The following is a 24,377-nucleotide window of genomic DNA, read 5'->3' as shown; positions in this document are numbered from 1 at the left end:
TTATTCGGCACTTTTTGAATGATTTAACCCATAAAATCTTTCCCTTACAATGAGCCTCGACGAATCAGCCCAAAGGGGTTTTTAATTTGGGCGGTATTGCCCTCTAAAATCAACTCCGCCGCTGAGCGGCCCATCTGTTCGTGGTCGGTAGAAATCACCGTGATGCCATCCGCCAGTACTTCTTTGAGCGGCGTATCATTGAAGGCCATGACCCCCACATCTTTGCCCAATATAAGGCCCTGCTGCTTTGCTTTTTTGACCAACTCGGCCAAATCCGAATCTTCCAATACCGCATAAGCGCGGCCTTTTAGTTCGGTTTCAGAAGAGGCACTTTCGATGGTTCGGCCGTTTTTATGAAAATGGGCGCAAAAATTCCGAAATCCACGCACAATTTCGGGCGGGTATTTGACATCTTTTGGGAACACTAAAACCAACTCAGTATACTTGTCCAACAAATCCTGACCCGACTCTAAGGCACCGTACAAATCATTGGTAAAGTCCTGATAAATGCTGGAATGTGCTTCCGTCAGCTCGGGAATTTCTTTATCCAACAGCACCAATTCATTGGCAGGAATTTGGCGTAAAGTATCAACAATTGACGATATGTTGACGTCATTGTAAAAGTGAGGCATGACAACGTACGAATGATAATGCCCCACGCTGTCTTTAACAATATCCCTAAAAATACGAAGACTGCCGTGGTGAATGTGCAACGTAACCGTGGCCCGCTCCCCCAATGTAGCCACAAAAGACTCATAAATAGCCTTTTTGTAAGCACTTAGCTTGTTCATTACCAACAAAATCCGAATTTGTTTCGGTTTTTCATTGAGTATATAATATCCCTTTCCGCGTACCGAATCAATGATGCCTAGGGCTTTTAGTTCTTTGTAGGCTTTTTCGACAGTATCACGGGCCAAGTAATATTCTTCACTCAATTCATTGATTGAAGGCAATTGCTGATGACGCTTTAGAGAACCTCTTTCAACCCCGTCAATAACAGATTTTACAATCTGCTTATATTTAGGGGTTTTAGCGTCGTGATTCAAGTGAAGGGTAAATGACATACGCCGGTACTTTTTTCAAATTTAGTCTTTTTGTGGCTTCTTCAGCTTCTTTCGTTGTTGTTTTTTCTTGATTTCTTTCAGCGGATTTTTGTGCAACTCCACTTTTTGACCAAGTAATTCACGAATAACGACTGAGGCACAAACACTTCCGAAGGTAGCTGGGATGTACGAAATGGTACCATAGGCCGAACGTTTAAAATTATTGCCGTCGGTCAGCATGAGCGATTCTTTCTGAACTTTCTCCGTCGAAAACACCACTTTGATTCCTGACTCAATCCCGTATTTTTTTAATCGCTTGCGCACATAATGCGCCAACATACACTCGTAAGTGTCAAACAAATCGGCAACTTTGAGCTGCGTGGGGTCGTACTTTCCACCCGCCCCCATGGAGCTAATCAACGGATAATTATAATTCAATGACGTTGACAGGAGTGTTAACTTGGGCGTAATGCTATCGATACAATCCATAACATAATCATACGGCCCCGTTTCCATAATATCGCGGACCTTTTCAGGGGTCAAGAACTCTTTCACAACCCTTAGTTTTAATTCAGGATTGATGGCCAAGAGGCGCTCAGCCATGAGGTCGGCCTTAGGCAATCCGTGCGTAGTGGCAAGCGCTGGCAATTGGCGGTTTCGGTTAGAAGGATCTACCACATCGCCATCCACGATGGTCATGGCCCCCACCCCCGAACGGGCAATAAATTCGGCCGCAAAAGAGCCTACACCGCCTAGTCCAACCACCAACACATGGGCTCGTTGAAGTTGGGTCAATCCTTCATCTCCCACCAACAAATGCGTGCGTGAAAGCCATGACAAATCAGCCATTTTTTTACAGTAAAACTAATGGGTTAGTAAATAGAGAATCGGCATTTCCAATAAAAAGACTAATTTTTCTCTACTGGTTGAACACCGTTGCAAAGTTAGTCCAAATTTGATTTTTTAACGCAGAAATCGGGATTTCTAACTGCACAGCCGCCGCTTCGTATATCTTTTCAATGGGCGTATTACGATCATCATTCTCCAGAAACAACCGTGTTAAAGGAATGGTTTTCAACACCTTTAGCGCATTTGATTCTGGGTTGAGCAAGGCTACCCCGAGCGAAAAGTAAAAACCATGCGCTAATAATTGCTGCATGATTTCGGGCTTATTATTAAAGCCGTGGACAATCAACGGAACCGAAGGTTTCACTTGTTTTTTCCATTGTAAAAGCTCGTTAAATGCCCGTACACAGTGAATAATAACAGGTTTTTGCAGCTGTTCGGCCAACTTTACCTGAGCCGCAAAAATCTTCAATTGCGTTTCTAAAGGAAGCAAAATTCCCCTATCAAGACCGCACTCACCAATGGCAAGCACGTTTTTATGGCCCGCCACCTGCGCAACCGCTGTCAGTTGGCTTTGCCAATCTTCAGGATGGGCATACCACGGGTGGATTCCCGCCGAAAGCCAGTTGTTTTCGACCTCTCCAAACCGCCTAAAGTCTTGTATGAGAAGATTGTAAATACTTTTCTCTTGGGGCGTGGATGGAAAATTGTGGGTGTGAAAATTGAGAAATTGTGTCAACTTTGCGAAAATTTCAGAATAACCTCAAAGTTATTAAACTTCGTCCAACATGAGTACCGTTACCTTTCAGTGCCTTCCTTTCGACAGCCTCAGTCTGCGCCAATTGTATGATGTGTTGGCGCTGCGAATCGACGTTTTTATCGTTGAACAAAATTGCCCTTTTCACGACGCCGACAAAAAAGACTTTGTGGCGCATCATTGTTTAGGCTACGACGAAGACGGCGATTTGGTTGCCTATACACGCCTGTTTGATGTCAACTTATCGTTTGAAGGCTACACTTCTATCGGTCGCGTGGCCACTTCCAATAAAGTACGCGGACAAGGTATTGGTCAAAAACTAATGTCTTATTCCATCCAACAATGTGAGCAACTATACGGCCGCCAACCCATCAAAATCGGCGCGCAAAAGTATCTTTTGAAGTTTTACGAATCGTTTGGTTTTCAATCAACTGGCGAAGATTACCTAGAAGACGGCATTCCACACGCCATTATGATACGAGAAGCCTAATCTAAATTATCCGTTTTGATATCTTCAAAGCGCTCCACGTGCCCGAAGGCATAGCCCATTTTGTGCCGATTAAACTCTTTTTCGTTGTTGGCAATCCAAATCGTGGCCACGCCGTTTCCGATAAAATTGGTGATAGCCCGAGCCTCCGACATAAATCGGTCTACCCCCAACAGCAACGCCAAACCTTCTACCGGAATCACTTTGATGGCCGACAATGTACTGGCCAACACAATAAAACCGCTCCCCGTAACGCCCGCCGCCCCCTTAGAGGTAATCATCAGAATACCGATGATGGTCAAAATCTGCCCAAGGTCAAGGTGAACGTTAAACACTTGCGCCAGAAAAATCACCGCCATGGAAAGGTAAATGGTAGTTCCGTCCAAATTGAACGAATAGCCCGCAGGAACCACCAAGCCAACCACCGATTTTGAGCAACCCATACGCTCCAATTTTTCCATGAGCGAGGGCAATCCTGCCTCCGACGATGACGTGCCGAGCACAATCAACAGCTCTTCTCGGATGTAGTGCAGAAACTTAAAAATACTGACTTTGTAGTAACGCAACACAAGGTAAAGCACCACAAACACAAACAGGGCCATGGTGACATATACCGTCAGCATGAGTTTGGCGAGTGGCAGCAAGGTTTTGATGCCGTACTTGCTGATTGTAAATGCCATACCCCCAAACGCACCGATGGGCGCCAACAACATGACTTTGTGCAATCCCCAAAAAATGGTTTTGGAAACAGGCGTCAGAAACTCAACGACTTTGTGCCGAATCGAACGACCGCTGATGACGATTCCCGACACGATGGCTACCACTAACACCTGCAACGTAACATTGTCCCAAAAGAACTTCCACCAACTAAACGCCACCGCACTTTTGGTATATTTTGAAATATCGCCTCCCTGAATCGCCTCGGTCATTACGCCGTCGCCGGGGCGAATAATATTGGCAACCAATACCCCAACGATGAGTGCAATGGTAGTCACCACTTCAAAATAAAGCAAGGCTTTCGCGCCTACTTTACCCACTTTTTTGAGGTCACCCATGCTGATGATCCCGAGCGTGATGGTCACAAAAATGATGGGGTTGATAAAAAGTTTGACAATACTGATGAAAAGACTGCTTAAAAACTCGCTAAAAGTAGTTTTGATTTCAAATTCGGAAATCCATAAGTTGAATTTGATGGGCTTTTCCAGAATGGGTTGCAACGCCACCGAAGGATAATAATGCCCCAATAACACACCCAAGGTAATCGCGGTTAAGACCCAAAAGGTCAAATTTGTAAAGAGTTTTTTCATCAGAATAGGCAGGCTTATATTTCTTTTAAAATAAACAATGGTTTGACGACGATTTTGACCAGAAAGGGCATTTTTCAAAAATAGCCAATCCACTTCAATATCCAAGCCAATATACTTACAGTAACCAACGACAACGGAATACCGACTCCCACCATTTGAGCGGCCAAAGCAGGATTGAGGCGATAGTTGGACGCAATAATGGCGATGGTATTCATGGGCCCCAGCGCCGCTCCCAATACGCACATTTCGGCAATGATGCCCCGTTGTTTGAGAATTATCACAAAAAGCAATGTTATCAGTAGCGGAGCCAAAATCAGCTTATAACCTAGCCCCCAGCCAAGCGCCCGCCAATGAATGTTTTTATCCCGAAAATCAATCTGCATTCCAATCGAAATCAACGCCAACATACTGAAAGGCGCCGCGAGTTTTTTCAATAAACCAGTTACAATATCTGGCAAACCCAAGCCCGACAGATTGATAATCAGAGCAATACAAAAGGCAATAAACGTAGGAAATCGCAGCACATCAAGGAAGAATGTCCATTTTTTTGTTTGGGCATTGGCGTAGTACGATGCCACGATAATCCCCAAAGTACTACACACCAAAAATGATCCCGCTTGGCTCATCAAAACGCCAATTTTCATTCCTTCTTCGCCGTACAGTAACTCAAAAATCGGAAACCCTACAAACGATACACTCGGAATACTTGACGTCAGAATCAAAACAGCTTCAGTATGGCGATGAAATTTTAGAAAGCGCTTCAATGCTTGAAAAAACAAAAACGCCCCTCCAAACGAAATCCAAGGCATTAGTATCGGCAACGCATACGCTTCATTAAAACGTGTTGATGAAGTATAAAGCAACGTAGCCGCAGGCAAACAAACGTACAAAAGCAGGTTATTAATGATCAAATGTGCGTCTTTGCTCAGGGCAGGGATGCTTTTAAGAAATACCCCCAATGTAAGGCAAACGAGCAGGAAGACGATATTGGTCATACAGTGTTATTACTTTCGGGAAGTCTGAGATAAAACAAACTTCCCGAAAGTTAAGGGATTTTAAAAATTCACTGTTGCATTCAGGTAATAAAATGCTCCATTAAACCCAAATTGATTGGCATTTCGGGTAAACGGAATTTGGCCGTTGGAGTAGCCCGCAAAGTTTCGTGCTACGCGGTCAGGATACACGTTGGTTACGTTGTTACTACCCACGGAAAAGTTAAGGGTTTTGTTAGGAGTATAAGTAATCACTACATCATGGAGGGTTTTACCTGCAAAGGTCTGTGTGATATGCGGACGATTGGCGGGCTTTTCCCAAGCAGTAACAGGGCCGAAGTACGATGTTCGCCACGTAAAATTCATCTTATTGGCTTGATAACTAAGGCTTAGGTGCATTTTCTGACGTGGCTGTGCCGTTTCTATCAAGCTGATACTCACCGTATCAATCACCAATATTCGTGCTGTGGTACCCGCCTGCAAGGCTGTTGGTGTGGGGCGTTGATTAGTAATTTTAGTTTCATTGAAAGTCAAGGCCAAACTTGCCGTAAAACGGTTTTTAGCGTTGAAATCATGTTTGAAAGTCGTTACAAAGTCTATGCCCTTCGTAGTGGTATTGACGTGGTTGGTAAAAAAACGAATCTCAGAAATGCCCGGAAATAGTGGGCGCAGTGCAGCAATCTGACTTACAATCATGCGCTCAGCCAAGATGATACGGTCTTTGATGTCAATTTGATAAGCATCAAGCGTAAACAAAAACTTACTGCCCGCTTTGGCCGTAACGCCCAAACTATAGTTCCAAGAAGTTTCGGCAGTAGGACTTTCTACACCAATCTGGGCTAAACGAGGGTCGTTGTTGGGCAACTGCTTGGTCTGTATAATAGCGCCTGCCTGCACAGTAGAAGTAGTGACGCTATTGAAAGTCTGTGCCAATGAAGGCGCACGAAAGCCCCGGTTGATAGACCCCCTGAGTGAGAAGTTTTCGCTCAATTTGAGGCGTGAAGCCAATTTTCCCGATACATTAGACCCAAAATCACTGTAATTTTCGTAGCGCAATGCCCCCGTAAGTAAGAATTTATCAGTAATGTCGGTTTCTACGTCAGCATAAAACCCGATGTTGCTGCGAGTGGCGTTGGTTTCATCGGCAGGGGCAATGCCCGGACGACCGCTCGAACCTGGCAATTTGCCACGGCTTGTGGCCAAAGGCCCCACTTGAAACGATTCGGGCGAGCCTTGTTTCAAAATAAAGTTGTCAACTCGATATTGCGTTCCAAAGGCTACGTTAAAGGTTTTTGTACCCATCAATCCATTATAATTACGGCTCACATTGGCCTCTAAAGTAGTTTGTCCAAAGGCGTTTTGGCCTACATAAAAACTCGTAGGTGACTGTGCCCCCATCGAAGGGTTGGTGGTATTTTGGGCCCACATATCCAAGTTGTTGAAACCATAACCAGCACTGAAATCCAAGTTCCATCCATCACTAAGTTTCCGATTGATTCCCACTACGGTCGAGTAGTCGCGGGTCATACCCGGAAGTTCGGGCGTGTAGCCATCTGGAAAAATATCAGGATTGGAGTTGGCATTGGTAGGCGTCGCTACACGAAAGAAACCATAAGCCATTACGTCTTTGATAGATACCCCACCAAAACTGTACAAATTCCAGTTTTTAGCCAATGGATAGCCTAAATTGTAAAACCCTTGGTAGGCGGTAGTTTGGTTGCTGCCATAAATACCCACAGGAAACGTACCATACGCAGGCCATACCCCACGAGAGGTGCGAGTTGCTTCATCAGTAGCGGGAGTATTGGAGTAAATTCCTGTGTAAGAACCGCCTTCTACTGGGCGTGGGATGTAGTTGTCAGAGCGATTGGTACCATTGGCTTTTTGATATTGAAGCGAAAGGTTTAAGTAGCTTTTCTCTTTACCTAATTTAAAACCATAATTGAAAGCTCCTAAAAATGTACCACCATCCCCTTCTTTTGTTACACCGTACTGAGTTTTGAAAGTACCTTTTCCTACGCTTCTATTGAGGCCGATATTCACGATACCAGCAATAGCGTCAGAACCATACTGTGCAGCGGCACCATCGCGTAGTACTTCGATTCTATCCACTGCCAACGACGGAATGGCGTTCATATCGGTTACGACTGTACCCAAACCTACCGTTACGTTTAAGTTCAAACCCGAAAATTGGTGACGACGCTTGCCATCTACGAGTACCAGTACCTGATCGGGTGAGAGCCCGCGCAAAGTGGCGGGATCGGCATAGTTGGCTACGCCATTTACACCCGTTTTAGCCGAATTGAACGACGGCGAAGTAAACTGTACCATCTGTGCCACCTCTATCTGACCTGTGCTTTGAAGTTCTTTGGCACTGATTACATCCACAGGTACGGGGCGGTCTACATCGGTACGCGGAGCGGCACGCGAACCTACCACTACCACTTCTGATAGTGACGAAGCACTCTCGCTCAATGTAACACTTATCACTTGGCTTACGTTTTCGACACGCACTTCTTTGGTTTGATATCCGATATAGGAAAAAACAAGGATTTCGCCCGTATCAGCATTGAGTTTAAAATTGCCTTCTGGGTCAGAGATTGTACCGCGCGTAGTTCCTTTTATTTGAACACTTACGCCAGGCATTGCCGCTCCGCTTTTATCTCTTACTTTGCCTTCGACGGGCGCGACTACCACCGTCGGCTCGGGCTTTGGGGAGGAATCGGGCATATCTGCCGTAGTACTTAATACAATTTGATTTTTGAAGGTTTTGTACGAGATTCCTAATGGATTAAAAAAACGACTCAAAACCTGTGACAGTCTTTCGTTTTGAGCCACAAGTGTTACTTTACGGTCAGCTTGGATAAGCTTTGGACTATAAATAAACTTTACTTCTACCGTTTTTTCGAGTTGCTCCAATACCTCACCAATGCCTTTGTCTTGCAACTTGAGCGAGACATTTCGTTCCAGAAAATCCTGTCCATGGGTTTTGTGTGCCAACGAACTTCCCACCATCAGAAGCGCCAAAAGGAGTTGAGTCAGGGATACTTTCATGATTTTTGTCAAAACACGTTTGACATTTGTAGAATTTTGCATAGGTTTAACAACGGTTTTGTTTAGACAATAGACAGACTGCTCCCGAACTACAACTTGACAGGGAGGTTCGGGGTACTTTCTCGAATCGGTTGTGTGGCCGCACAACCGATTCTATTTATATTTCACTCATTGCTGAATTATTGAAGGCTACCCCTATTGGCACCCTTTTCCGTTGAGTACGATTCTGGTACCCTGTACTTGGTAAGATGCCCCCAACGACTGACAGATTACCTCTAATTTTTCGTACATTTCAAGCCCATTCAAATTGCCCGTTAACGTACAATTTTTGAGCAATTCGTTTTCAAAAAATAGCTCAATTCCGTAGGCTTTTTCCAGTACTTCGACTACTTTTACCAAAGGAGTATTCTCAAAATCAAATGCGTAGTCGTTAAACTCCGCCGCTTTGATAATTTCGGGCTTTTCTACCAAACCCGCTACAAAATGCTGCTCGTCGGCAAAATAGGTGACCTTCAAATTTGGCGTTAGTACCACGCCATTGTCTTTCTGTTTATCAAGCATTTTCTTTTCAAAAACAGCTACCTTACCCGTTTTTACGCCTACTTCTATTTGTTTGTTTTGAGTACCTCGTATCCAAAAACTGGTTCCCAATACTTTGGTAACCACGTTTCCCACATTGACTAAAAACGGTTTTTCAGGATTGTGAGCAATGTTAAAAAACGCATCTCCTTCGAGCTTAATCTCTCGTACGTCGCCATTAAAGGCCTTGGGGGAAATCAGTCGCGACTTAGGTTGAAGCTGCACTTTACTACCATCCGACAACAATACTGTCTTTGCTCCTTGGGCTTGGTTTTCCCACTCTATTCTATCGCTGTATTCTTTACTGACAAGTTGGGCTACTTGATGTGATGAAGGCGGCTGATACACCCAAAAAGCAATACCCAATGCCACGACTACGCAAGCCGCTGCCACCGCACGAAAAACAGATTTTTGGTAAAACGGAACAATCGTAGGCTCCGTTATTTGGGTTTGTTTCTTCACTTTAAGCCACATTTTGGCTTTGATGATTTTCCAATCCGCCTCGTTTTGAGGAGGTTGCATTTCGCTACCCACTAAGTCGTACCATTGCTCCACCAACCGTTTTTCGGTGGGGGTACATTCACCAGCAAGGTACTTCTCCAATAAATGCTCAAAAGACTGCTTACTCATATTTGTAAGTTGTTTTCAAACCTAAGGTCGAAAAAAGCAGATGTACCCCTAAAAGAATTGTAAAAAAATCTTGAAAAATTTACAAATACCCCAAAATCAGCACCATCAGAAAATCGCGGAGGTGGGTACGGAGGTGTCGGAGGGCTTGGGTAATGTGGTATTCGACCGATTTTTCGGTGAGGTCGAGCCGTTGGGCAATTTCGCGGTGAGAGAGGAACTCATAGCGGCTCATCCGAAATATTTGACGGGTTTTTTCGGGCAATACCTCCAACGATTTTTCGAGGGCATTTTGGAGGTCTTCGACCGTTAGGGGCAGTTCGGCTTCCTGCGTCAATACTTGCGTTTGTTCTTGGGGTTCAACGAATTTTCGCTGCGCAATAACCGTTCGGAGATGATTGATGACTTGATAACGTACTGCCGACAACAGGTAATTTTCAACGTTGCCAATCAATAAATTTTCGCGCTTTTCCCACAAACCCACAAATACTTCTTGAACAATCTCTTCGGCAATTTCGGTAGAGGCCGTTTTTTGGTAAGCCAGTTTATACAGTTTTTTTGCAAAACGCTCATACAAAGCACGAAATGCCAACGCAGCTTTGGAGCCACGAAGTTCGAGCAATAATTGTTCGTCAGAAAGCGCTTGCATGGGTTTATTATGAAATTCCGACGGAAAAGTACGATTTTTCGGAGAATCAAACGGAAATTATGTTTGGACTTTCGCAGAACACTATTGGTGAACACACAAACAACGGTTGGTATGAAGCCTTGGAAGTTATCTAACGCTATTGACAAACGTACTCTCTATTTTGGCCTACATAAAATTTTAATAAGGCTACATTCTCACCAATATCTACGTCTAACAATATTTTCCAACTACCACTTTCTTACGCAAAATTACCTTTAAAATGCCCTAATCGTAACCTATCTCTAATGTCATTTGCCACACCCATCATTGTACGAAAAGCAAACGTATTCGTTATTTTTTTATGAATAAATAAATTGCGTCTAATTCGTTAAATTTAAACAAACCGCTAACGAAACAGAAACTTATACCCCGACACAATCGCGTGCAAATGCGGTGCATCGGCAATGGGCGGAAAAGCAAAACGCGGCAATGTGAGAGAAGACTCAGGAAGTGAATGATGTTGGACATTCATCAACGCCGCCTGATACCCTGCCTCTCTTGCGGTGCTCACCGTAGCGTTGTCAATTTCGACCATGCTTCCGTACGGGTACACTAAAATATCAACTGATACATTCAGTTGCGTTTCGAGGCGTTTTTTAGATTCGGCTAACTCGTATTGCTTATCTTCCGCCGACAAAAACTTCAACACGCGGTGCGTCATGGTGTGCGAAGCAATACGGTGACCTCGTTTTGTTAAATCCTGTATTTGCCCCCAATTCATGAATTGATAGCGAAGCGGATCATGCTTCACTTGGGCATAAGGCCAACCGTTCTTTGCGCAAATCTCTCGTACAAGTCCGTAAATATCTGCGATTTGATTTTCATAGACATACTTTTTGAATTGCCTCGTCAACGAGTTCAAGCATTCTGATTCTGAAGTTATCTTGAAAGACCTTTGGTATTGATCGATTGGTAAAAAAATTTCTTGGCCTTGGGCTTGTTGAAACAACAAAAACAGATGGTCGCGCCAAATGTGCGGGAGTTCACCATCAATCATGGCGGGACAAATCGCAAAGAGGGCGGAGAGTTCGTGTTTTTCGAGAATTGGTGCGAGGATTTCGTAGTTGTTCAACATCCCATCATCGACGGTCAAAAACAGCCCTTGCGCTTGCGGATTTTCCAATTCCTGAATGGGTAAGACCCAAAAATGCTTCTTCAAAAAAGTCAGCTGCTTGTCAAACACCGACGCGGTAACGTCTACATTATACGTGTCAAACACTGATAAACTACTTACAGGCAATACATTATGATAGGAAATAACGCCTCGTTTTCGCCCCGCCAACGCATGATATAATTGGCTCAGTCCTGTGTAATAGGAAGCGGTGAGCCAACTATCGCGGACAAAATGTTTGAAGGCCATACCGACGCTATTTGCTTTTTTGTTTATCAAAATACTGCTTCATAAACAGCAATTGATAACTCACCGCGCTGTTCCAATAGGGCCAGTTATGCCCGCCTGGACGGGAAATATAATCGTGGGGAATATTGCGCTCCGCCAGTTTCTCGTGGAGATTGTTATTGACCCGATAGAAGAAATCCTCGCTGCCACAGTCTATGATGAGCGCCAATGAGTTGGGCGTCAATAAATGCAGCATATTGATTACCGTATTCTTTTCCCAATTTTCGGGGGCTTCGGCATATTTCCCCAATCTTTTGGCCATGTCCCAATTATTTGGAAAAGGCCGAATATCGACGCCACCACTCATGCTGCCCGCCACGCCGAATACATCCTGGTGTTTTAGGGCCAAATACAAAGCTCCGTGGCCTCCCATGCTCAAGCCAGTAATGCCCCGCCCCGCACGGCTTCTAATGGTTTTGTATTTACCATCAACCCAAGACACCAATTCGTTGGAAATGTAGGTTTCGTAGCGCATCGTCGGGTCAAGGGGGCTATCCCAGTACCAACTTGAAAACCCACCGTCAGGACAGACGATGATGGTTTGGTACAAATCGGCCGCCTCGCGCATAAAAGGGGCTTTTTTGACCCATCCGTTGTAGCTATCGCCGTAGCCATGCAGCAAATACACCACTGGAAACTCCCTACTCCCGTCGTATGAATCGGGGGTGATAACGACGGCCTTGATGCTTTTCTTCATGGACGCGCTGTACGTTTCCACGGTGTCAATTTTTACGGCCCAAACCGCCTGACTCAACAAACAGGCCAGGCCCACTATTACTATTTTTCTTAAAAAGGTCATCACAAACAAGAGTTTGTTGGCAAAGTTCAACGATTGTATTTATTTAGACAAGAAAAGCCTTTTCAAGTTATCGAAACTTAAAAAGGCTAACGGGTAATTATCTCCGAGATTTTACACTTCCGACATCTGCTGTTTCAACACCTCGATACTCTTCTTGGCTTCGTTGTCAAAATCTTTCCAGCGGCACTCGATTGAAAGTCCACCTTTATATTTTATCTTTTTCAAGGCTTTGAAATATTCCCTAAAATCATCACCAACCGCGCCGGGAGCCGTACGATTCTGCTTTTCGGCAATGTGGCAATGGGTGATGTATTTACCGTATTTCACAATTTGCTCGGGCCCTTCGTTGTCTTTCATCATGTGGTAAATATCACACAACAGCCGAAAACGCGGATGATTGACGGCCTCGATGATTTCGACGCCTTCTGCCAAGCTGTTGACAAAATTGGTTTCACTGCGGTTGAGTGGTTCAATGGCCAATGTGACACCATGTTTTTCGGCCAAAAGAGCCATTTTTTTGCTCAATTCGATGTGTTGCTGCTTGGCTTTTTCACGGTCAAATCCTTCGGGAATAAACCGTGAACCACCGCTGCCAAACACGATATTGGCGGAGCCGCATTCTTTGGCGCGTTTGAGGGCCAAATCGGCACGTTGGAGAATGGCCTCATGGTGCGTATCATTACCTACCGACTTAAGGGTTCCTGGAAAAAAACTTACATACGACCTAACGGGAAAACGCTCGGTCTGAAGGGCGGCGGCGTTTTTTTGGTATTGCTCATCCCCACCTTTGTCAGGAATCAGGAATCGCCCGACGTTTTCTTCGATAAACGAATAGCCCAAACTTTTCAATAACGGAGCTTTGTCGTACGAGGTACAAATACCTAATGGCAAGGATAATGCTCTGTGGGTTTCTCCAAAAAAAGCCGCTTCGGCCACTGTGCCAGATGTGACGATTCCCGCCACGGTTCCCGTGGCTATTTTCAGAAAGTTTCTTCTTGAATTATTATTTTCGAATGATTCCATCGGATAAAAAAGGGATTTTCATTCAGAAGCACATTTGCCCCCTTTTTTTACTATTCAATGGCCGAAAAACACGTTATTTTTAATCAGGAAGTGCCTTCTTACCCTCGTTAGTATTATCAACAAACGTACGTTAAAAACTCCCTTTTGGGACTGAGTTTACAGGCTTTTGCGCTAAAAATTGAGTGCAAGATAAGTAGTTAGTGATAACCCCCAAATACAGCAGAAAAATTTGGCCTTCCTCCACGAAAATATCCTACGCCAAAATCCCCTTCACCAATTTTCCGTGTACATCCGTCAAACGAAACCGTCGACCTTGAAATTTATAGGTAAGTCGCTCGTGATCAACGCCAAGCAAGTGCATCAACGTAGCGTGAAAATCATGAACATGAACGGGGTCTTTGATGATATTATAACTAAAGTCATCGGTTTCGCCATAACTGATTCCAGCCTTCACTCCTGCCCCTGCCATCCACATCGTAAAGCAACGCGGATGGTGGTCACGGCCGTAATTATCGGCAGTAAGCTTGCCTTGTGAATACACCGTGCGGCCAAATTCTCCGCCCCAAATCACCAACGTATCGTCCAACATACCACGACGTTTGAGGTCGATAATCAGCGCCGCCGTAGCTTGGTCCACCTGTTTGCACTGATTGGCAATATTTTTGGGCAAACCGCCGTGCTGATCCCAACCTTGGTGGTAGAGTTGCACAAATTTGACGTCTTTTTCGAGCAGTTTTCGCGCCAAGATACAATTGGCTGCGTAAGTGCCCGAATCACGGCTGTCGGGACCGTACAGGTTAAAAACCTCGTCCGATTCACCCGATAAATCCATCACTTCGGGCACCGAAGTCTGCATCCGATACGCCATTTCGTACTGCGCAATCCGGGCATCCACTTCGGGGTCGCCGTAAGCTTCGTTTTGGAGTTGGTTGAGTTTGGTCAAATAATCTAGCATCTCCTTGCGGTCGTTGCCTTCGTAGCCTTCAGGGTTATTGAGAAACAAAACTGGGTCTTTTCCCGACCGAAACTGTACCCCCTGATGTTTGGAAGGCAAAAAACCATTGCCCCACAAGCGCGCATACAAGGGCTGGTCACGGGGGGCATTTTTAGAAACCAAAACAATGAAAGTCGGCAAATTTTGGTTGTCCGACCCAAGACCATAACTCACCCACGAGCCAATCGACGGGCGCCCCGGAAGCTGATTGCCCGTTTGGAAAAACGTAATTGCAGGATCGTGGTTAATGGCCTCAGAATGAATGGATTTCACCAAACAGAGTTCATCCACTACCTGCGCGGTGTAAGGCAATAGTTCACTTATCCACGTTTGATTTTTACCGTGTTGATTGAATTTATAAATAGACGGCACCACTGGCAAAGCACTTTGGTTAGCGCTCATTCCCGTGAGCCGTTGCCCTTTCCGCACCGAATCAGGCAGGTTTTGGCCCGCCATTTCGTAGAGTTTGGGTTTATAATCAAACGTTTCAAACTGCGACGGCCCACCCGCCATAAAAAGGTAAACTACCCGTTTGGCTTTAGGGGCAATGTGCGGTAGTGCTTTCAGAATTTCTTCCTCCAGATTGGCCGAACTTTCTTCTTTAATCCCCGGTGAAGCGCCAAACAAATGCTTTGCACCAAATAGTGAGCCCACTGCCAATGCACCTAGTCCCAGTGAGGTTTTGGTCAGGAAATGACGCCGGTCAAGCCGCTTATTTAACTCCTGAAAATCAGGCGTGTGTAGTCTAAATTCGTCGTCGTGATGATGTGACATGGTGATAGTCGGGCGGTTATCTCTTCGTTAAACTTGCGTCTGAATTCAATATTGTACTCGCAACTACGGCATTGGCCGCAATAAGCGACGCGTCCAATTTCGCATCTGCTTTGTATTGCCCCGCTTGAAGCCACCCGTTGGTTTTCAACGGATTTTGGTTAAATTTTTGCAGCTGAGCCTTTTGTAAACCCGCTAGCAATTCTACTTCCTTCGGCGACGGCCTACGTCCGGTCAGTTTTCGATAAACCGCCACAATCGCCTGTTTAATATCGTTGGTTTTGGCCATTTGTTCTCCCAATACTTTGGAGGCTTCCACAAATGTCGGGTCATTGAGCGTTACCAAGGCTTGCAAAGGAGTATTGGTTTTTTGACGACGTACCACACAAAAACTCCGCGACGTGGCATCAAAAGTTGAAAGGGTGGGGTTCGGAACGGCGCGTTTGGCCAGTATGTACAAACTCCGGCGGTACACCGCAGCGCCCGAATCGGGCACGTAATTGGCACTATTGATGAGCCATAGTCCCTCTGGCTGGTACGGTTTCACGCTGCGGCCACCAATTTCTGGATTCAGCAATCCACTCGCCATCAATGCATTATCCCGAATCATTTCGGCGGTGAGGCGATAGGAAGGCCCATGCGACAACCAACGATTTTCGGGGTCTTTTTCACGGGCTTGTTTGGTTGTTTGAGAGGCTTGACGGTAAGTAGCCGACATCACGATGAGTTTGTTCAACTCCTTCACATCCCATCCGCTTTCTCTGAACGTAACCGCTAAAAAATCCAACAAACCCAAATGACTCGGCAGTTCTCCCTGATTTCCAAAGTCTTCAGTGGTTTTTACCAAACCCGTTCCGAAGAAATTTTGCCACAAACGATTCACCGCTACCCGCGCCGTGAGGGGATGGTCTTCGTGCGTGAGCCACTGCGCTAATCCGTAGCGATTTTTGGGCAAATCTTTGGGGAAAGCTAAAATCGTTTCGGGCGTATTGGGAAAAACTTCTTCGCCAAACGCATCATAATTGCCACGCAAAAGGACGTGCGCTTTTTTCGGTTTTGGCGATTCCTGCATCACCATCAATTCTTTCACTTTCTCGGTCGAATCGGCCAAGGTTGAGCGCAATTGTTGCAATTTTTGCCGCGCCATGAGGGTCGTCGGCTCAATGGCAGATAAGTAATATTCCTTTAAATCGGCCAATTCAACTGCCGAAAGCTGCGCTTTGGTTTTCGAAGCAAGGGCGTTCCAATTGGCTTTTTGGGCCAATTGTTTCAATTCAAACGGCGTCAAAACGCGGTCGTAAAACGTAATATCGTCCACTTTTCCGTCGGTAAATCCCCAACCGCGCCACCATCCACCTACCTGAATCCCCGACTGCTCCCGCGACCGAAACAAAATGTCTTTTTTGAGTTGGTCCATTGTAGTTTCCATCGCCAATTCGCTGCCATCCAAGTACAACCGAAGCCCCTGCGCTTGCGCTGAGCCATCATACGTAATGGTCAACTGAATCCATTTATCTCGCACCACTGGTTGCTTTGATACGCGTGTAATGGCATTTGACGGCCCAACGTGCGCCATATTGAGTTCAAACTTATTGTCTTTCAAATACAAATGCCAGCCCCTAAAATTATACAATCGCTCCGCTTGGCTTTTGTGAATAATGACCCCTTCTTTCAGATTTTTGGGGATATTTACCCAAAGACCTACGCTGAAAGGTTGTGATTTTCGGTAAGCGCCTACGCAATCCAAATCCAACCACACGTCCCCGTTGAGGGTCAAGGCCTTAGCGGCCCCTCGGTCGGCAAAAGCTGGCGTTTCCTCGCCCGACTCTCGCAACATTCGGCCCGATTGTTTGGGGTTAAGGCTGTTTTTTAAGTCATTTTCAAAAGCAAAATGGGCTACCAAACCCGTTTGTGGAATCGTTTGTTTGGCCAATTTTTGATGACCGTTTATCACCAGCCATTGGTCAAAACTTCCACCGGCCTTTGTTTTTGTTTGGGCTACGACGGCTTCCTGCTGTTTGATTTGGGTATTGATAAATGCCAACACTTTTTCCTGCTCCGAAGTCGGCAGCAACAATGTGGGTGAAGGCATGGCATCGTCCCAAGAAATCTGCCCCGCTTCTTTCACATTGTTGAAAAAGCTGAACAATTCGTAATAATTCTTCTGCGAAATAGGGTCATACTTATGGTCGTGGCACTTGGCACAGCCCACCGAAAGCCCTAAAAAGGCGTCGCCAAACGTATTGGTGCGGTCTACCACGTATTCTGTCTGAAACTCTTCTTCAATGATACCGCCCTCCAGATTCTGCTGGTGATTGCGGTTGAAGGCCGTGGCAATCAGCATTTCCTTCGTGGGCTGGGGCATCAAGTCTCCTGCCAACTGCCAATGGATAAACTTATCGTAAGGCATATTTTTGTTAAAGGCCCCAATGACCCAATCGCGGTAAGGCGACATATCTCGCAGGCGGTCTACAGTGTAGCCGTGGGAATCAGCAAAACGAGCTAAATCCAACCAATCCACTGCCATTTTTTCGCCATAATGCGGCGATTTCAACAAGCGGTCTACCTGTTTTTCGTAAGCATTGGGGGAATTATCTTTCAAAAAGGTGTCGATTTCGGCCAATGTGGGCGGCAACCCTGTCAAATCGAGCGAAAGGCGCCGAAGCAGCGTTTCTTTATCGGCCATTTTAGCGGGCGACAATTTTTCCTCTTCAAGTTTTTTAAGGATAAAATTATCTACTGGATTAATGACCCAATCTTCGTTTTCTACGTCGGGAACGTCGGGTTTTTCGGCCGCCACAAACGCCCAATGAGGTTTGTATTCGGCCCCGTCTTTGATCCATTTGACCAATACCGCCTTCTCCTGCGCCGTGAGTTGCAGGTGCGAATTGGGCGTGGGCATCATGTACTCAGGGTCAGTCGAAAGGATACGGTGATACACCTCGCTGTCTTCCAAATCTCCAGGGTCAATGGCTACTTTATTGGGGTTTTCGGGAAGATTCGCAAAGGCAAAGTCGGCAATGTCAAGCCGTAAGCCCGCTTTTTGCTTGGCTTTGTCGGGACCGTGGCAGGCAAAGCACTTGTCCGACAAAATAGGTTTGACGTGCAAGTTATAATCCAATTCGTCGGGCAATTCTTTATACGCCGCCGCCACGTCGTCGGGAAGGTCGGGTGAGCATCCAATCACCGACAGGCACACTATCCCAAAAAGCAGCAAATAATATCGAGGCATGATGACTTCTAATTTTAGGCTGACAAATTTAAAGTTTAATTATTTATTCGAATTATACAAACAAGACTAAGATTTGCACAAATCCGACTTTTAACGCTTATTTTTATGATTGAATTTATGGAACACTGACTTTGATGGTTATCCTCATTTAAGCGGTTTAACAACCTAATTCTTCTTAAAAATCTTATCACCAGTGTTCTATGTCTACGCACAAATTTGCTTTTAACTCCACTTTTTCGTTGCTCAACGTGGATTATGTACAGTTGAACAAAAGCTGGAACTATAAGCACATTATCAGTCCTTTTTACCGATTATATCTGATTAATGAAGGTCATGGAACGCTCTCCAATACCACTCAAAACGTTACGCTTGAGGGCCATTTTTTATACCTGATTCCGAGTTTTACACAGTGCAGTTATTATTGTCCTAGTGATTTGAGCCAATACTATTTGCATATTTTAGAATCAACTTCCGATGAGGTTTCTCTTTTTGTAGGCAACCGAAAAATATTTAAAGTTCCCGCCACGAGTGACGATTTTAGGCATTTCAAACGCCTGATTACCTTAAACCCCGAGCGCGGTTTATTCAAATCTACTGACCCAAAAGAGTACGAAAAACGCCCCATCATTCAGGAATTTCAGGAGCTCAACAACCGTGTATCGCTGTCGGCTTACGTCGAAACGCAGGGCATTATCTTGCAATTACTCTCCCGTTTTATCGGCACTGAAGACTTTCGTTCTGATTCCGAAACCACGCTCTCCTATAAAGTCTCGGAAACGATACGCTATATTCAACAAAACCTTCAAACCCACTTAACCGTTACGTTTTTGGCCGAAAGAGTCCACCAAAACGCTGATTATTTTTCCCGAATCTTCAAAGAAAGTACGGGCGAGCGCCCAGCCACCTACATCCAACTAAAACGCGTCGAGCGGGCTCAATTTCTAATAATTACCACCGATTTAACGTTCAATGAAATTGCCACCGAAACGGGCTTCGAAAGCCTAGCGTACTTCTCCAGAACCTTTAAAAAAGTAACGGGCCAAACGCCAAGTGTGTACAGGAAGAATAATCGGAGGGTGTAGTGGCATTATCATGCTGTAAGCATCTATCTCAGCCCCTTTCAGGGTGACCAACGGGCTACTTCCAACATACATACACTTCCTCATCGGCCATGAGTCCGTAGTGTTTGTAGTCCAATTCTTTTACGTAGTCGCTTACTTCTACGCGGAAGCCCGCAGTGGCGAGGCGGTGGCGGTAGTCGAGGCCGTAGCGGCGGACGTGCTGGTGCGCCCCCGCAATGCGTTTGCGCTCTTCGGGACTGAGGTCTTGGGTTTCGATGGTTTGGGGAAGGTTATTGTTGACCGCACCCTGAATAATGGCGTAGCCGTTGGGTTTGAGCACCCGGTAAATCTCGCGCATCCCGAGCGCATCGTCGGGCACGAGCTCAAAAACGTGATTGCAGATAACGACGTCGAAGGTATTGTCAGGAAATTTGATGTCGGTCACCGACATGACGTGGTCGGGCATGACACCGATGGCGTCGATGTAGGTCGTCATCAAATCGGCGGTTTGGTAGTCAATGTTGGGATATTGCCGAATGACGTCGTGGAGGCACTTTTCGGGCGCAAAATGCAGCACTTTTTTGGGCCCCTCAAAAAAATCCGTTTTATTTTTCAGATACAAATACACCAACCGATGCCGTTCGAGCGACTTGCAGGTATAACACAACGCATTGGGGCGGTTGAAGGGAAGAAATTGACTATAAGTACTGCCGCAAATCGGGCATTCGACCTCATTACCTAGTCCGTAAATGGCGGCTCGAGTCGAAGCCTGAACGGCCCTAAGTTTTTTGCGGCCTGTCGGGCCAACAATATTTTTGAGAAGTGATTTCATTCAGTAAAATTAACGATGGCAAGGCTTAAAGCCTCGCCATCGTTGAAGTATAGACCCCAAAGTTAGCAAATCATACCGTAAAGCTATCAGACTCAATATAGGCCTTGATTAAAGCTTCTTCGCCTTCTTTGCCAGGCTTGGAGTTGCCGTGTTCCATTCCGAAAATGAAGTTTTGGTTATTGGCCTTCATTTTGGTATAAATGTGCTTAAACACGTTTTTGTAATTGATTTCCCCCGTAGTTGGCTCTTTACGGCCGGGGTTATCACCAATTTGGAAGTACCCGATTTCGCTCCAACACCAGTCAATGTGCGGAATAATGTGCCCTTCGGTTTTCTGCATGTGGTAGATGTCAAACAGTATCTTACACGCGGGGCTATTGACGGCGCGGCAGATTTCGTAGGTCTGGTCAGACGTTTGCAAGAACAAGTTAGGGCTATCGCTCAACGGCTCCAACACCATTGTTAATCCGTGCGGGGCCAAAATATCCGCTCCGCGACGCAAAGCGTCAATCACATGGCCAGTTTGGATACCGATGGGGAGATTGCGCTCAAAATCGCCAGGCACAACCGTCATCCATTTGGCGTTGCAACGCTTGGCCGTCTCTACGGCGCGTTTGCAGCCATCCAGAAAAATGTCGACGTGCGCTTGCTTACCAGCCGCCAATGTATTCTGAGAATTACCGCCTTTATCTACCACAAAAACGCCCATTGTCATGCCCAATTTGGCCAGTGTTTCACCAATTTTGGTTTGCAGCTCTACGGGTTTTCCCATCATGCCGTTGTCTTCCAAGGCCATGAAGCCATTGTCGGCCATGAATTTGAGCTGGTCAATGGGGTCTTTGCCGGCGCTGTTGCTAAACATCCCAAAGTGGGGAGCATACGCCAATTTAAAGTTATTTTTTGCCTTGGGAGCGGCCGTATTAAAAGCGGCAGCAGTGCCACCCACCAACGTGGCTCCCGTAGCCGTAAGGGCAGATTTTACAAAGTCGCGACGAAACATAGTTGTGTCGTTTGGGAAGTTTGAGTGAATAAACGATTTGACTGCAAAAGCAATAGAGGGCGTTTTTCTAATCGAAACAAATTATTGAACGCGTTGGGTCTGCATAATGCCCTTAATATCGGCCAACAGTTCTTTGATTTCCTGAAGCACAGCTGCGTTGTCGGAAACAGGATTGGCAGGGGCTGTGTTTTTGGCCTGCATTCGTATTTGGCGTTGCGATAAAATCAAGTTACGCAGCTCCTGCGCGTTGATAATACCAACTAGTTGCATATCATTGGCCTGACCTGCACTTTGACCCGCCGTTTCAAATTTGAGGATACACAAATGAAAATACTTCAACAATGGTCCTTCTACAAAGGTCACATCCTGAATGTTTTCCAACGGTATGGTTTTCTCCACCTGTACCAAAATCCCTTTTTTGAAGCGAATGGCGGTTTCGGTGAGTTCACATTCCAGCTTGTCGTAGTAATGGCGGCTCCACCACTGCCCTACGCCCAAAAACCAAAATGGCAGCAGCACAATGCCGATGACGGTCACGAAAAAGAGCGAGCCTACGTAGAGCACCATGTAGGGCTTGACAAGCTCATTGAATTGAGCTTTGAACACAGATTTGTCAGAAGTTTCCACGAGTATGGGGGTTAGTAAATTAGTTTATCACTAAACGTGCGGTAATACTACCTCAAAAGTACTGCCTTTGTGTAACTCACTCTGCAACCGAATCGAGCCCCGATGCATGTCCACAATCCGCCGACAAACCGACAGTCCTATCCCGTACCCACGAAAAGCCGTGGCGTTTTTGGCGCGGTAAAGCGGCTCAAAAATGCGCTGTTTTTCATCGTCGGGAATCCCGATTCCCTTGTCTATCACCCGAACGAAACAACTTTTGTCGTTGAAACCAATGCGCACTTCTGCCCGTTTTTCGGAAGAATATTTACAGGCATTGTCAATCAGATTACTGAAGACGGTTTTGAGGAGAGGGCCATTGCCCAAAACGGTAATATCTTGCTCTAAATCGGGTATATCGTCAAAATCAATGTTTATCTGATAATCATTATGAAGGCTTAATAACTCCTCCTGCGTTTCAAAAATCAGCTCATCAAGCCGCACTTCCTGAAAACTGATGGACCGCTCTTTCTTTTCGGACTGTGCCAATTGGAGCAGTCCATTGGTCAACTGAATGAGCCGTTGGGTATCATTCAGCACCGAGCGCAGCACTTTACGGTATTCGTCGGGTGTGCGCTCTTCTTCCAATGAGACCTGAATTTCGGATTTCAATCCTGCCAGCGGTGTCCGCAATTCATGCGAAGCATTGGACACAAAACTTCGCTGTAAGTCAAACGACTCTTCGAGTCTCTCCAGCATCTGGTTAAAATTGATGGCCAATTGGGCAATCTCGTCCTGTCGATTCCCTTCATTGAGCGGTTTTCGAAGGTTGTAGGCCGTAATTGTACTGATTTCCTTGTTCATCGCCGAAATAGGTTTGAGCGACTGCCCCGCAAAGATGAACCCTAACACAATAGTAATCAGCACACCAAACAAAAAACTGTACACCAATGACTCCCTGAGTTTTTCGAGCTGGATTTTGCCCATGTAATCCTGCGCCGAAGCCATCACCACAAACTCCCCTTTTTCTTCATCGGTATACATCACGCCCACCACATCGAGGCTGTCGCGGGTGGTTTCGACGTACTTACGTTCACGTACACGTTTCAACAATTCAGGATTGTAGAAGTAATAAATTTCCAAACTATCGGCACTGTAGCTGGCATAAAGAACTTTATTGTCGGCGTTAAACATCAACACTTTCTCGGCGTATAGCTTAGAAAGCGTTTCTTGGTCAATAAGTTTCAGCAGTTTGGTATTGATTGGACCTACTTTTATGAGCAAATTGGCATCCGTCAAAGCCCGGTCGCGCAACCGCGCAAAAAACTCATCTTTGCGGTTTTGCTGGGCAATGTAATAAAACGACGCTGAGAATGTAGCCAAAATCAACGCGATGATGGCCGTAAACTGAAGCGCTATTTTGGTCCGGATTTTCATAAAAAATACAGCCGAAAGAATGTTGGTCAACGAAGGGTCAACTCAATAATTTGCCAATCAGGCTTTTTAATTTAGGCAAAGTCGAAGCGCCTTTTCCAGGCTCAACCACCTGTTTATTGTACTCATACCACAATTCATCACCTGGATTGAAGTACAGCCCATTGCGTTTAGGCTTTTGGGCGGCGGCGTTATCAGTGAGCCAATTGGGCGCATAGAGCACCTCCATCAAATGTGGCAATTCTTGCCACGGATAAAACCTAAGCGATGATTTGCCACCATCCACCACGCGTTTTATCTGGGCACTGCGCGTCCGGAAAGAGGCCGTTACAATAGCTTCCACCGTTCCCTGCGCCGTCACGTCAAGAATGTGTAATTCAAAAGCGCGCTCTTTGCCCGACGTTTCGATGGTGGCCTGCAATAGCTCCTGCGCAAAATAATGCCAGTCGCTCAGGTTTTCGGGCTGGCCCCGCTGGAGTTTTTCCGTTTGCCACTCCAAAGTCAAAAAATCCTGCTCATCGTCGAGCATGATTCCTCCCGATAGACGGGTTTTAGCCAACAATTTTTCCAACTCGCCACGCCATACTTTGTCCAACTCCCCTTTCCAGTGATAATCATCGTTGTCCGTAAATCCCTCGGCTTCAATCTCATCGGCATCCAGTTCGTCGCGGTGCGTATACGTTAATTTCAAATCGACCTGCAAAAGCTCCGCCACGGGAGTAAGCGTTAATGCATATTGGTATGAATAAGGCGGCGGCAATTGAGCCGAGGTTTCAAAATGAATGGTGAGCTGACGAAACAATGACATTTTTCAGGGATTGATTGAGTGAATAATCGTCGCTTTTTCAA

Annotated in this window: 20 protein-coding genes; 2 read left to right on the top strand and 18 right to left on the bottom strand. The window is 45.7% G+C overall.

The genetic code is table 11. From position 1 onward, the window contains the following. Positions 1-44: 44 nt before the first annotated feature. From GVN20_RS02760 to GVN20_RS02750, 3 genes are all read right to left on the bottom strand, one after another. The gene (locus GVN20_RS02760) at positions 45-1,064 is read right to left on the bottom strand and encodes a GntR family transcriptional regulator (RefSeq protein ID WP_166556854.1); all 1,020 of its coding nucleotides are present in this window, start codon (positions 1,062-1,064) and stop codon (positions 45-47) included. A gap of 21 nt (positions 1,065-1,085) precedes the next feature. Beyond that, complete coding sequence (locus GVN20_RS02755) at positions 1,086-1,892, bottom strand: ThiF family adenylyltransferase (protein ID WP_166556853.1); 807 nt, start codon at positions 1,890-1,892, stop codon at positions 1,086-1,088. 70 nt (positions 1,893-1,962) lie between these two features. Beyond that, the gene (locus GVN20_RS02750) at positions 1,963-2,628 is read right to left on the bottom strand and encodes a TatD family hydrolase (protein WP_166556852.1); all 666 of its coding nucleotides are present in this window, start codon (positions 2,626-2,628) and stop codon (positions 1,963-1,965) included. Positions 2,629-2,677: 49 nt separating this feature from the next. On the opposite strand from GVN20_RS02750, the gene GVN20_RS02745 reads away from it, so the two are divergent. Beyond that, positions 2,678-3,136, top strand: a complete 459-nt coding sequence (locus GVN20_RS02745) for a GNAT family N-acetyltransferase (protein ID WP_166556851.1) — start codon at positions 2,678-2,680, stop codon at positions 3,134-3,136. Here GVN20_RS02745 and GVN20_RS02740 read toward each other — a convergent pair. The 10 genes from GVN20_RS02740 to GVN20_RS02695 all read right to left on the bottom strand — a co-directional run bounded on the left by GVN20_RS02740 (position 3,133) and on the right by GVN20_RS02695 (position 18,598). Then, complete coding sequence (locus GVN20_RS02740; RefSeq protein ID WP_166556850.1) at positions 3,133-4,440, bottom strand: cation:dicarboxylate symporter family transporter; 1,308 nt, start codon at positions 4,438-4,440, stop codon at positions 3,133-3,135. The genes GVN20_RS02745 and GVN20_RS02740 overlap by 4 nt on opposite strands. Before the next feature lie 74 nt (positions 4,441-4,514). Then, complete coding sequence (locus GVN20_RS02735; protein WP_166556849.1) at positions 4,515-5,435, bottom strand: AEC family transporter; 921 nt, start codon at positions 5,433-5,435, stop codon at positions 4,515-4,517. A gap of 60 nt (positions 5,436-5,495) precedes the next feature. Continuing rightward, a complete protein-coding gene (locus tag GVN20_RS02730) occupies positions 5,496-8,528 on the bottom strand; it encodes a TonB-dependent receptor (protein WP_166556848.1) in 3,033 nt (1,010 codons plus the stop codon). Positions 8,529-8,681: 153 nt separating this feature from the next. After that, positions 8,682-9,695, bottom strand: coding sequence for a FecR family protein (locus GVN20_RS02725; RefSeq protein ID WP_166556847.1), 1,014 nt, complete (start codon positions 9,693-9,695; stop codon positions 8,682-8,684). Positions 9,696-9,774: 79 nt separating this feature from the next. Further along, entirely contained in the window at positions 9,775-10,341 is a 567-nt protein-coding gene (locus tag GVN20_RS02720) for an RNA polymerase sigma-70 factor (RefSeq protein ID WP_166556846.1), read from the bottom strand. A gap of 385 nt (positions 10,342-10,726) precedes the next feature. Further along, positions 10,727-11,740, bottom strand: a complete 1,014-nt coding sequence (locus tag GVN20_RS02715) for a polysaccharide deacetylase family protein (RefSeq protein ID WP_166556845.1) — start codon at positions 11,738-11,740, stop codon at positions 10,727-10,729. A gap of 7 nt (positions 11,741-11,747) precedes the next feature. Further along, positions 11,748-12,578, bottom strand: coding sequence for an alpha/beta hydrolase family protein (locus tag GVN20_RS02710; protein ID WP_166556844.1), 831 nt, complete (start codon positions 12,576-12,578; stop codon positions 11,748-11,750). A gap of 111 nt (positions 12,579-12,689) precedes the next feature. After that, positions 12,690-13,601 (bottom strand): sugar phosphate isomerase/epimerase, encoded by a 912-nt coding sequence (locus tag GVN20_RS02705; RefSeq protein WP_166556843.1) that lies wholly within the window; start codon positions 13,599-13,601, stop codon positions 12,690-12,692. 253 nt (positions 13,602-13,854) lie between these two features. After that, entirely contained in the window at positions 13,855-15,369 is a 1,515-nt protein-coding gene (locus tag GVN20_RS02700; protein WP_166556842.1) for a DUF1501 domain-containing protein, read from the bottom strand. Positions 15,370-15,385: 16 nt separating this feature from the next. Beyond that, positions 15,386-18,598 carry a DUF1553 domain-containing protein gene (locus GVN20_RS02695; protein WP_166556841.1) on the bottom strand — a complete coding sequence of 1,071 codons (3,213 nt, stop codon included), beginning with the start codon at positions 18,596-18,598 and terminating at the stop codon, positions 15,386-15,388. A 200-nt stretch (positions 18,599-18,798) separates the two neighbouring features. On the opposite strand from GVN20_RS02695, the gene GVN20_RS02690 reads away from it, so the two are divergent. Continuing rightward, on the top strand, positions 18,799-19,680 hold the full coding sequence (locus GVN20_RS02690) for a helix-turn-helix domain-containing protein (protein ID WP_166556840.1): 882 nt from the start codon (positions 18,799-18,801) through the stop codon (positions 19,678-19,680). A 55-nt stretch (positions 19,681-19,735) separates the two neighbouring features. On the opposite strand, the gene GVN20_RS02685 is transcribed toward GVN20_RS02690, so the two are convergent. From GVN20_RS02685 to GVN20_RS02665, 5 genes are all read right to left on the bottom strand, one after another. Continuing rightward, positions 19,736-20,491 (bottom strand): class I SAM-dependent methyltransferase, encoded by a 756-nt coding sequence (locus GVN20_RS02685; RefSeq protein WP_166556839.1) that lies wholly within the window; start codon positions 20,489-20,491, stop codon positions 19,736-19,738. A gap of 70 nt (positions 20,492-20,561) precedes the next feature. Next, positions 20,562-21,491: a hydroxypyruvate isomerase family protein gene (locus tag GVN20_RS02680; protein ID WP_166556838.1), complete on the bottom strand. Its 930-nt coding sequence runs from the start codon at positions 21,489-21,491 to the stop codon at positions 20,562-20,564. Positions 21,492-21,572: 81 nt separating this feature from the next. Beyond that, complete coding sequence (locus tag GVN20_RS02675) at positions 21,573-22,118, bottom strand: PH domain-containing protein (protein WP_166556837.1); 546 nt, start codon at positions 22,116-22,118, stop codon at positions 21,573-21,575. Positions 22,119-22,148: 30 nt separating this feature from the next. Continuing rightward, the gene (locus GVN20_RS02670) at positions 22,149-23,531 is read right to left on the bottom strand and encodes a HAMP domain-containing sensor histidine kinase (protein WP_166556836.1); all 1,383 of its coding nucleotides are present in this window, start codon (positions 23,529-23,531) and stop codon (positions 22,149-22,151) included. Between the two features lie 37 nt (positions 23,532-23,568). Then, positions 23,569-24,336, bottom strand: a complete 768-nt coding sequence (locus tag GVN20_RS02665; RefSeq protein WP_166556835.1) for a hypothetical protein — start codon at positions 24,334-24,336, stop codon at positions 23,569-23,571. Between the last annotated feature and the right edge of the window lie 41 nt (positions 24,337-24,377).

The organism is Runella sp. CRIBMP (assembly GCF_009905605.1).
Classification (GTDB): domain Bacteria; phylum Bacteroidota; class Bacteroidia; order Cytophagales; family Spirosomataceae; genus Runella.
Note: the sequence above shows the minus strand (reverse complement) of the source record. Positions and strands in the feature narration are given on the sequence as shown.

Coding starts and splice junctions, on each gene's coding strand:
- GVN20_RS02760 (WP_166556854.1), bottom strand. CDS start 1,064: ATGTCATTTACCCTTCACTTGAATCACGACGCTAAAACCCCTAAATAT.
- GVN20_RS02755 (WP_166556853.1), bottom strand. CDS start 1,892: ATGGCTGATTTGTCATGGCTTTCACGCACGCATTTGTTGGTGGGAGAT.
- GVN20_RS02745 (WP_166556851.1), top strand. CDS start 2,678: ATGAGTACCGTTACCTTTCAGTGCCTTCCTTTCGACAGCCTCAGTCTG.
- GVN20_RS02740 (WP_166556850.1), bottom strand. CDS start 4,440: ATGAAAAAACTCTTTACAAATTTGACCTTTTGGGTCTTAACCGCGATT.
- GVN20_RS02735 (WP_166556849.1), bottom strand. CDS start 5,435: ATGACCAATATCGTCTTCCTGCTCGTTTGCCTTACATTGGGGGTATTT.
- GVN20_RS02730 (WP_166556848.1), bottom strand. CDS start 8,528: ATGCAAAATTCTACAAATGTCAAACGTGTTTTGACAAAAATCATGAAA.
- GVN20_RS02725 (WP_166556847.1), bottom strand. CDS start 9,695: ATGAGTAAGCAGTCTTTTGAGCATTTATTGGAGAAGTACCTTGCTGGT.
- GVN20_RS02720 (WP_166556846.1), bottom strand. CDS start 10,341: ATGCAAGCGCTTTCTGACGAACAATTATTGCTCGAACTTCGTGGCTCC.
- GVN20_RS02715 (WP_166556845.1), bottom strand. CDS start 11,740: ATGGCCTTCAAACATTTTGTCCGCGATAGTTGGCTCACCGCTTCCTAT.
- GVN20_RS02710 (WP_166556844.1), bottom strand. CDS start 12,578: ATGACCTTTTTAAGAAAAATAGTAATAGTGGGCCTGGCCTGTTTGTTG.
- GVN20_RS02705 (WP_166556843.1), bottom strand. CDS start 13,601: ATGGAATCATTCGAAAATAATAATTCAAGAAGAAACTTTCTGAAAATA.
- GVN20_RS02700 (WP_166556842.1), bottom strand. CDS start 15,369: ATGTCACATCATCACGACGACGAATTTAGACTACACACGCCTGATTTT.
- GVN20_RS02695 (WP_166556841.1), bottom strand. CDS start 18,598: ATGCCTCGATATTATTTGCTGCTTTTTGGGATAGTGTGCCTGTCGGTG.
- GVN20_RS02690 (WP_166556840.1), top strand. CDS start 18,799: ATGTCTACGCACAAATTTGCTTTTAACTCCACTTTTTCGTTGCTCAAC.
- GVN20_RS02685 (WP_166556839.1), bottom strand. CDS start 20,491: ATGAAATCACTTCTCAAAAATATTGTTGGCCCGACAGGCCGCAAAAAA.
- GVN20_RS02680 (WP_166556838.1), bottom strand. CDS start 21,491: ATGTTTCGTCGCGACTTTGTAAAATCTGCCCTTACGGCTACGGGAGCC.
- GVN20_RS02670 (WP_166556836.1), bottom strand. CDS start 23,531: ATGAAAATCCGGACCAAAATAGCGCTTCAGTTTACGGCCATCATCGCG.
- GVN20_RS02665 (WP_166556835.1), bottom strand. CDS start 24,336: ATGTCATTGTTTCGTCAGCTCACCATTCATTTTGAAACCTCGGCTCAA.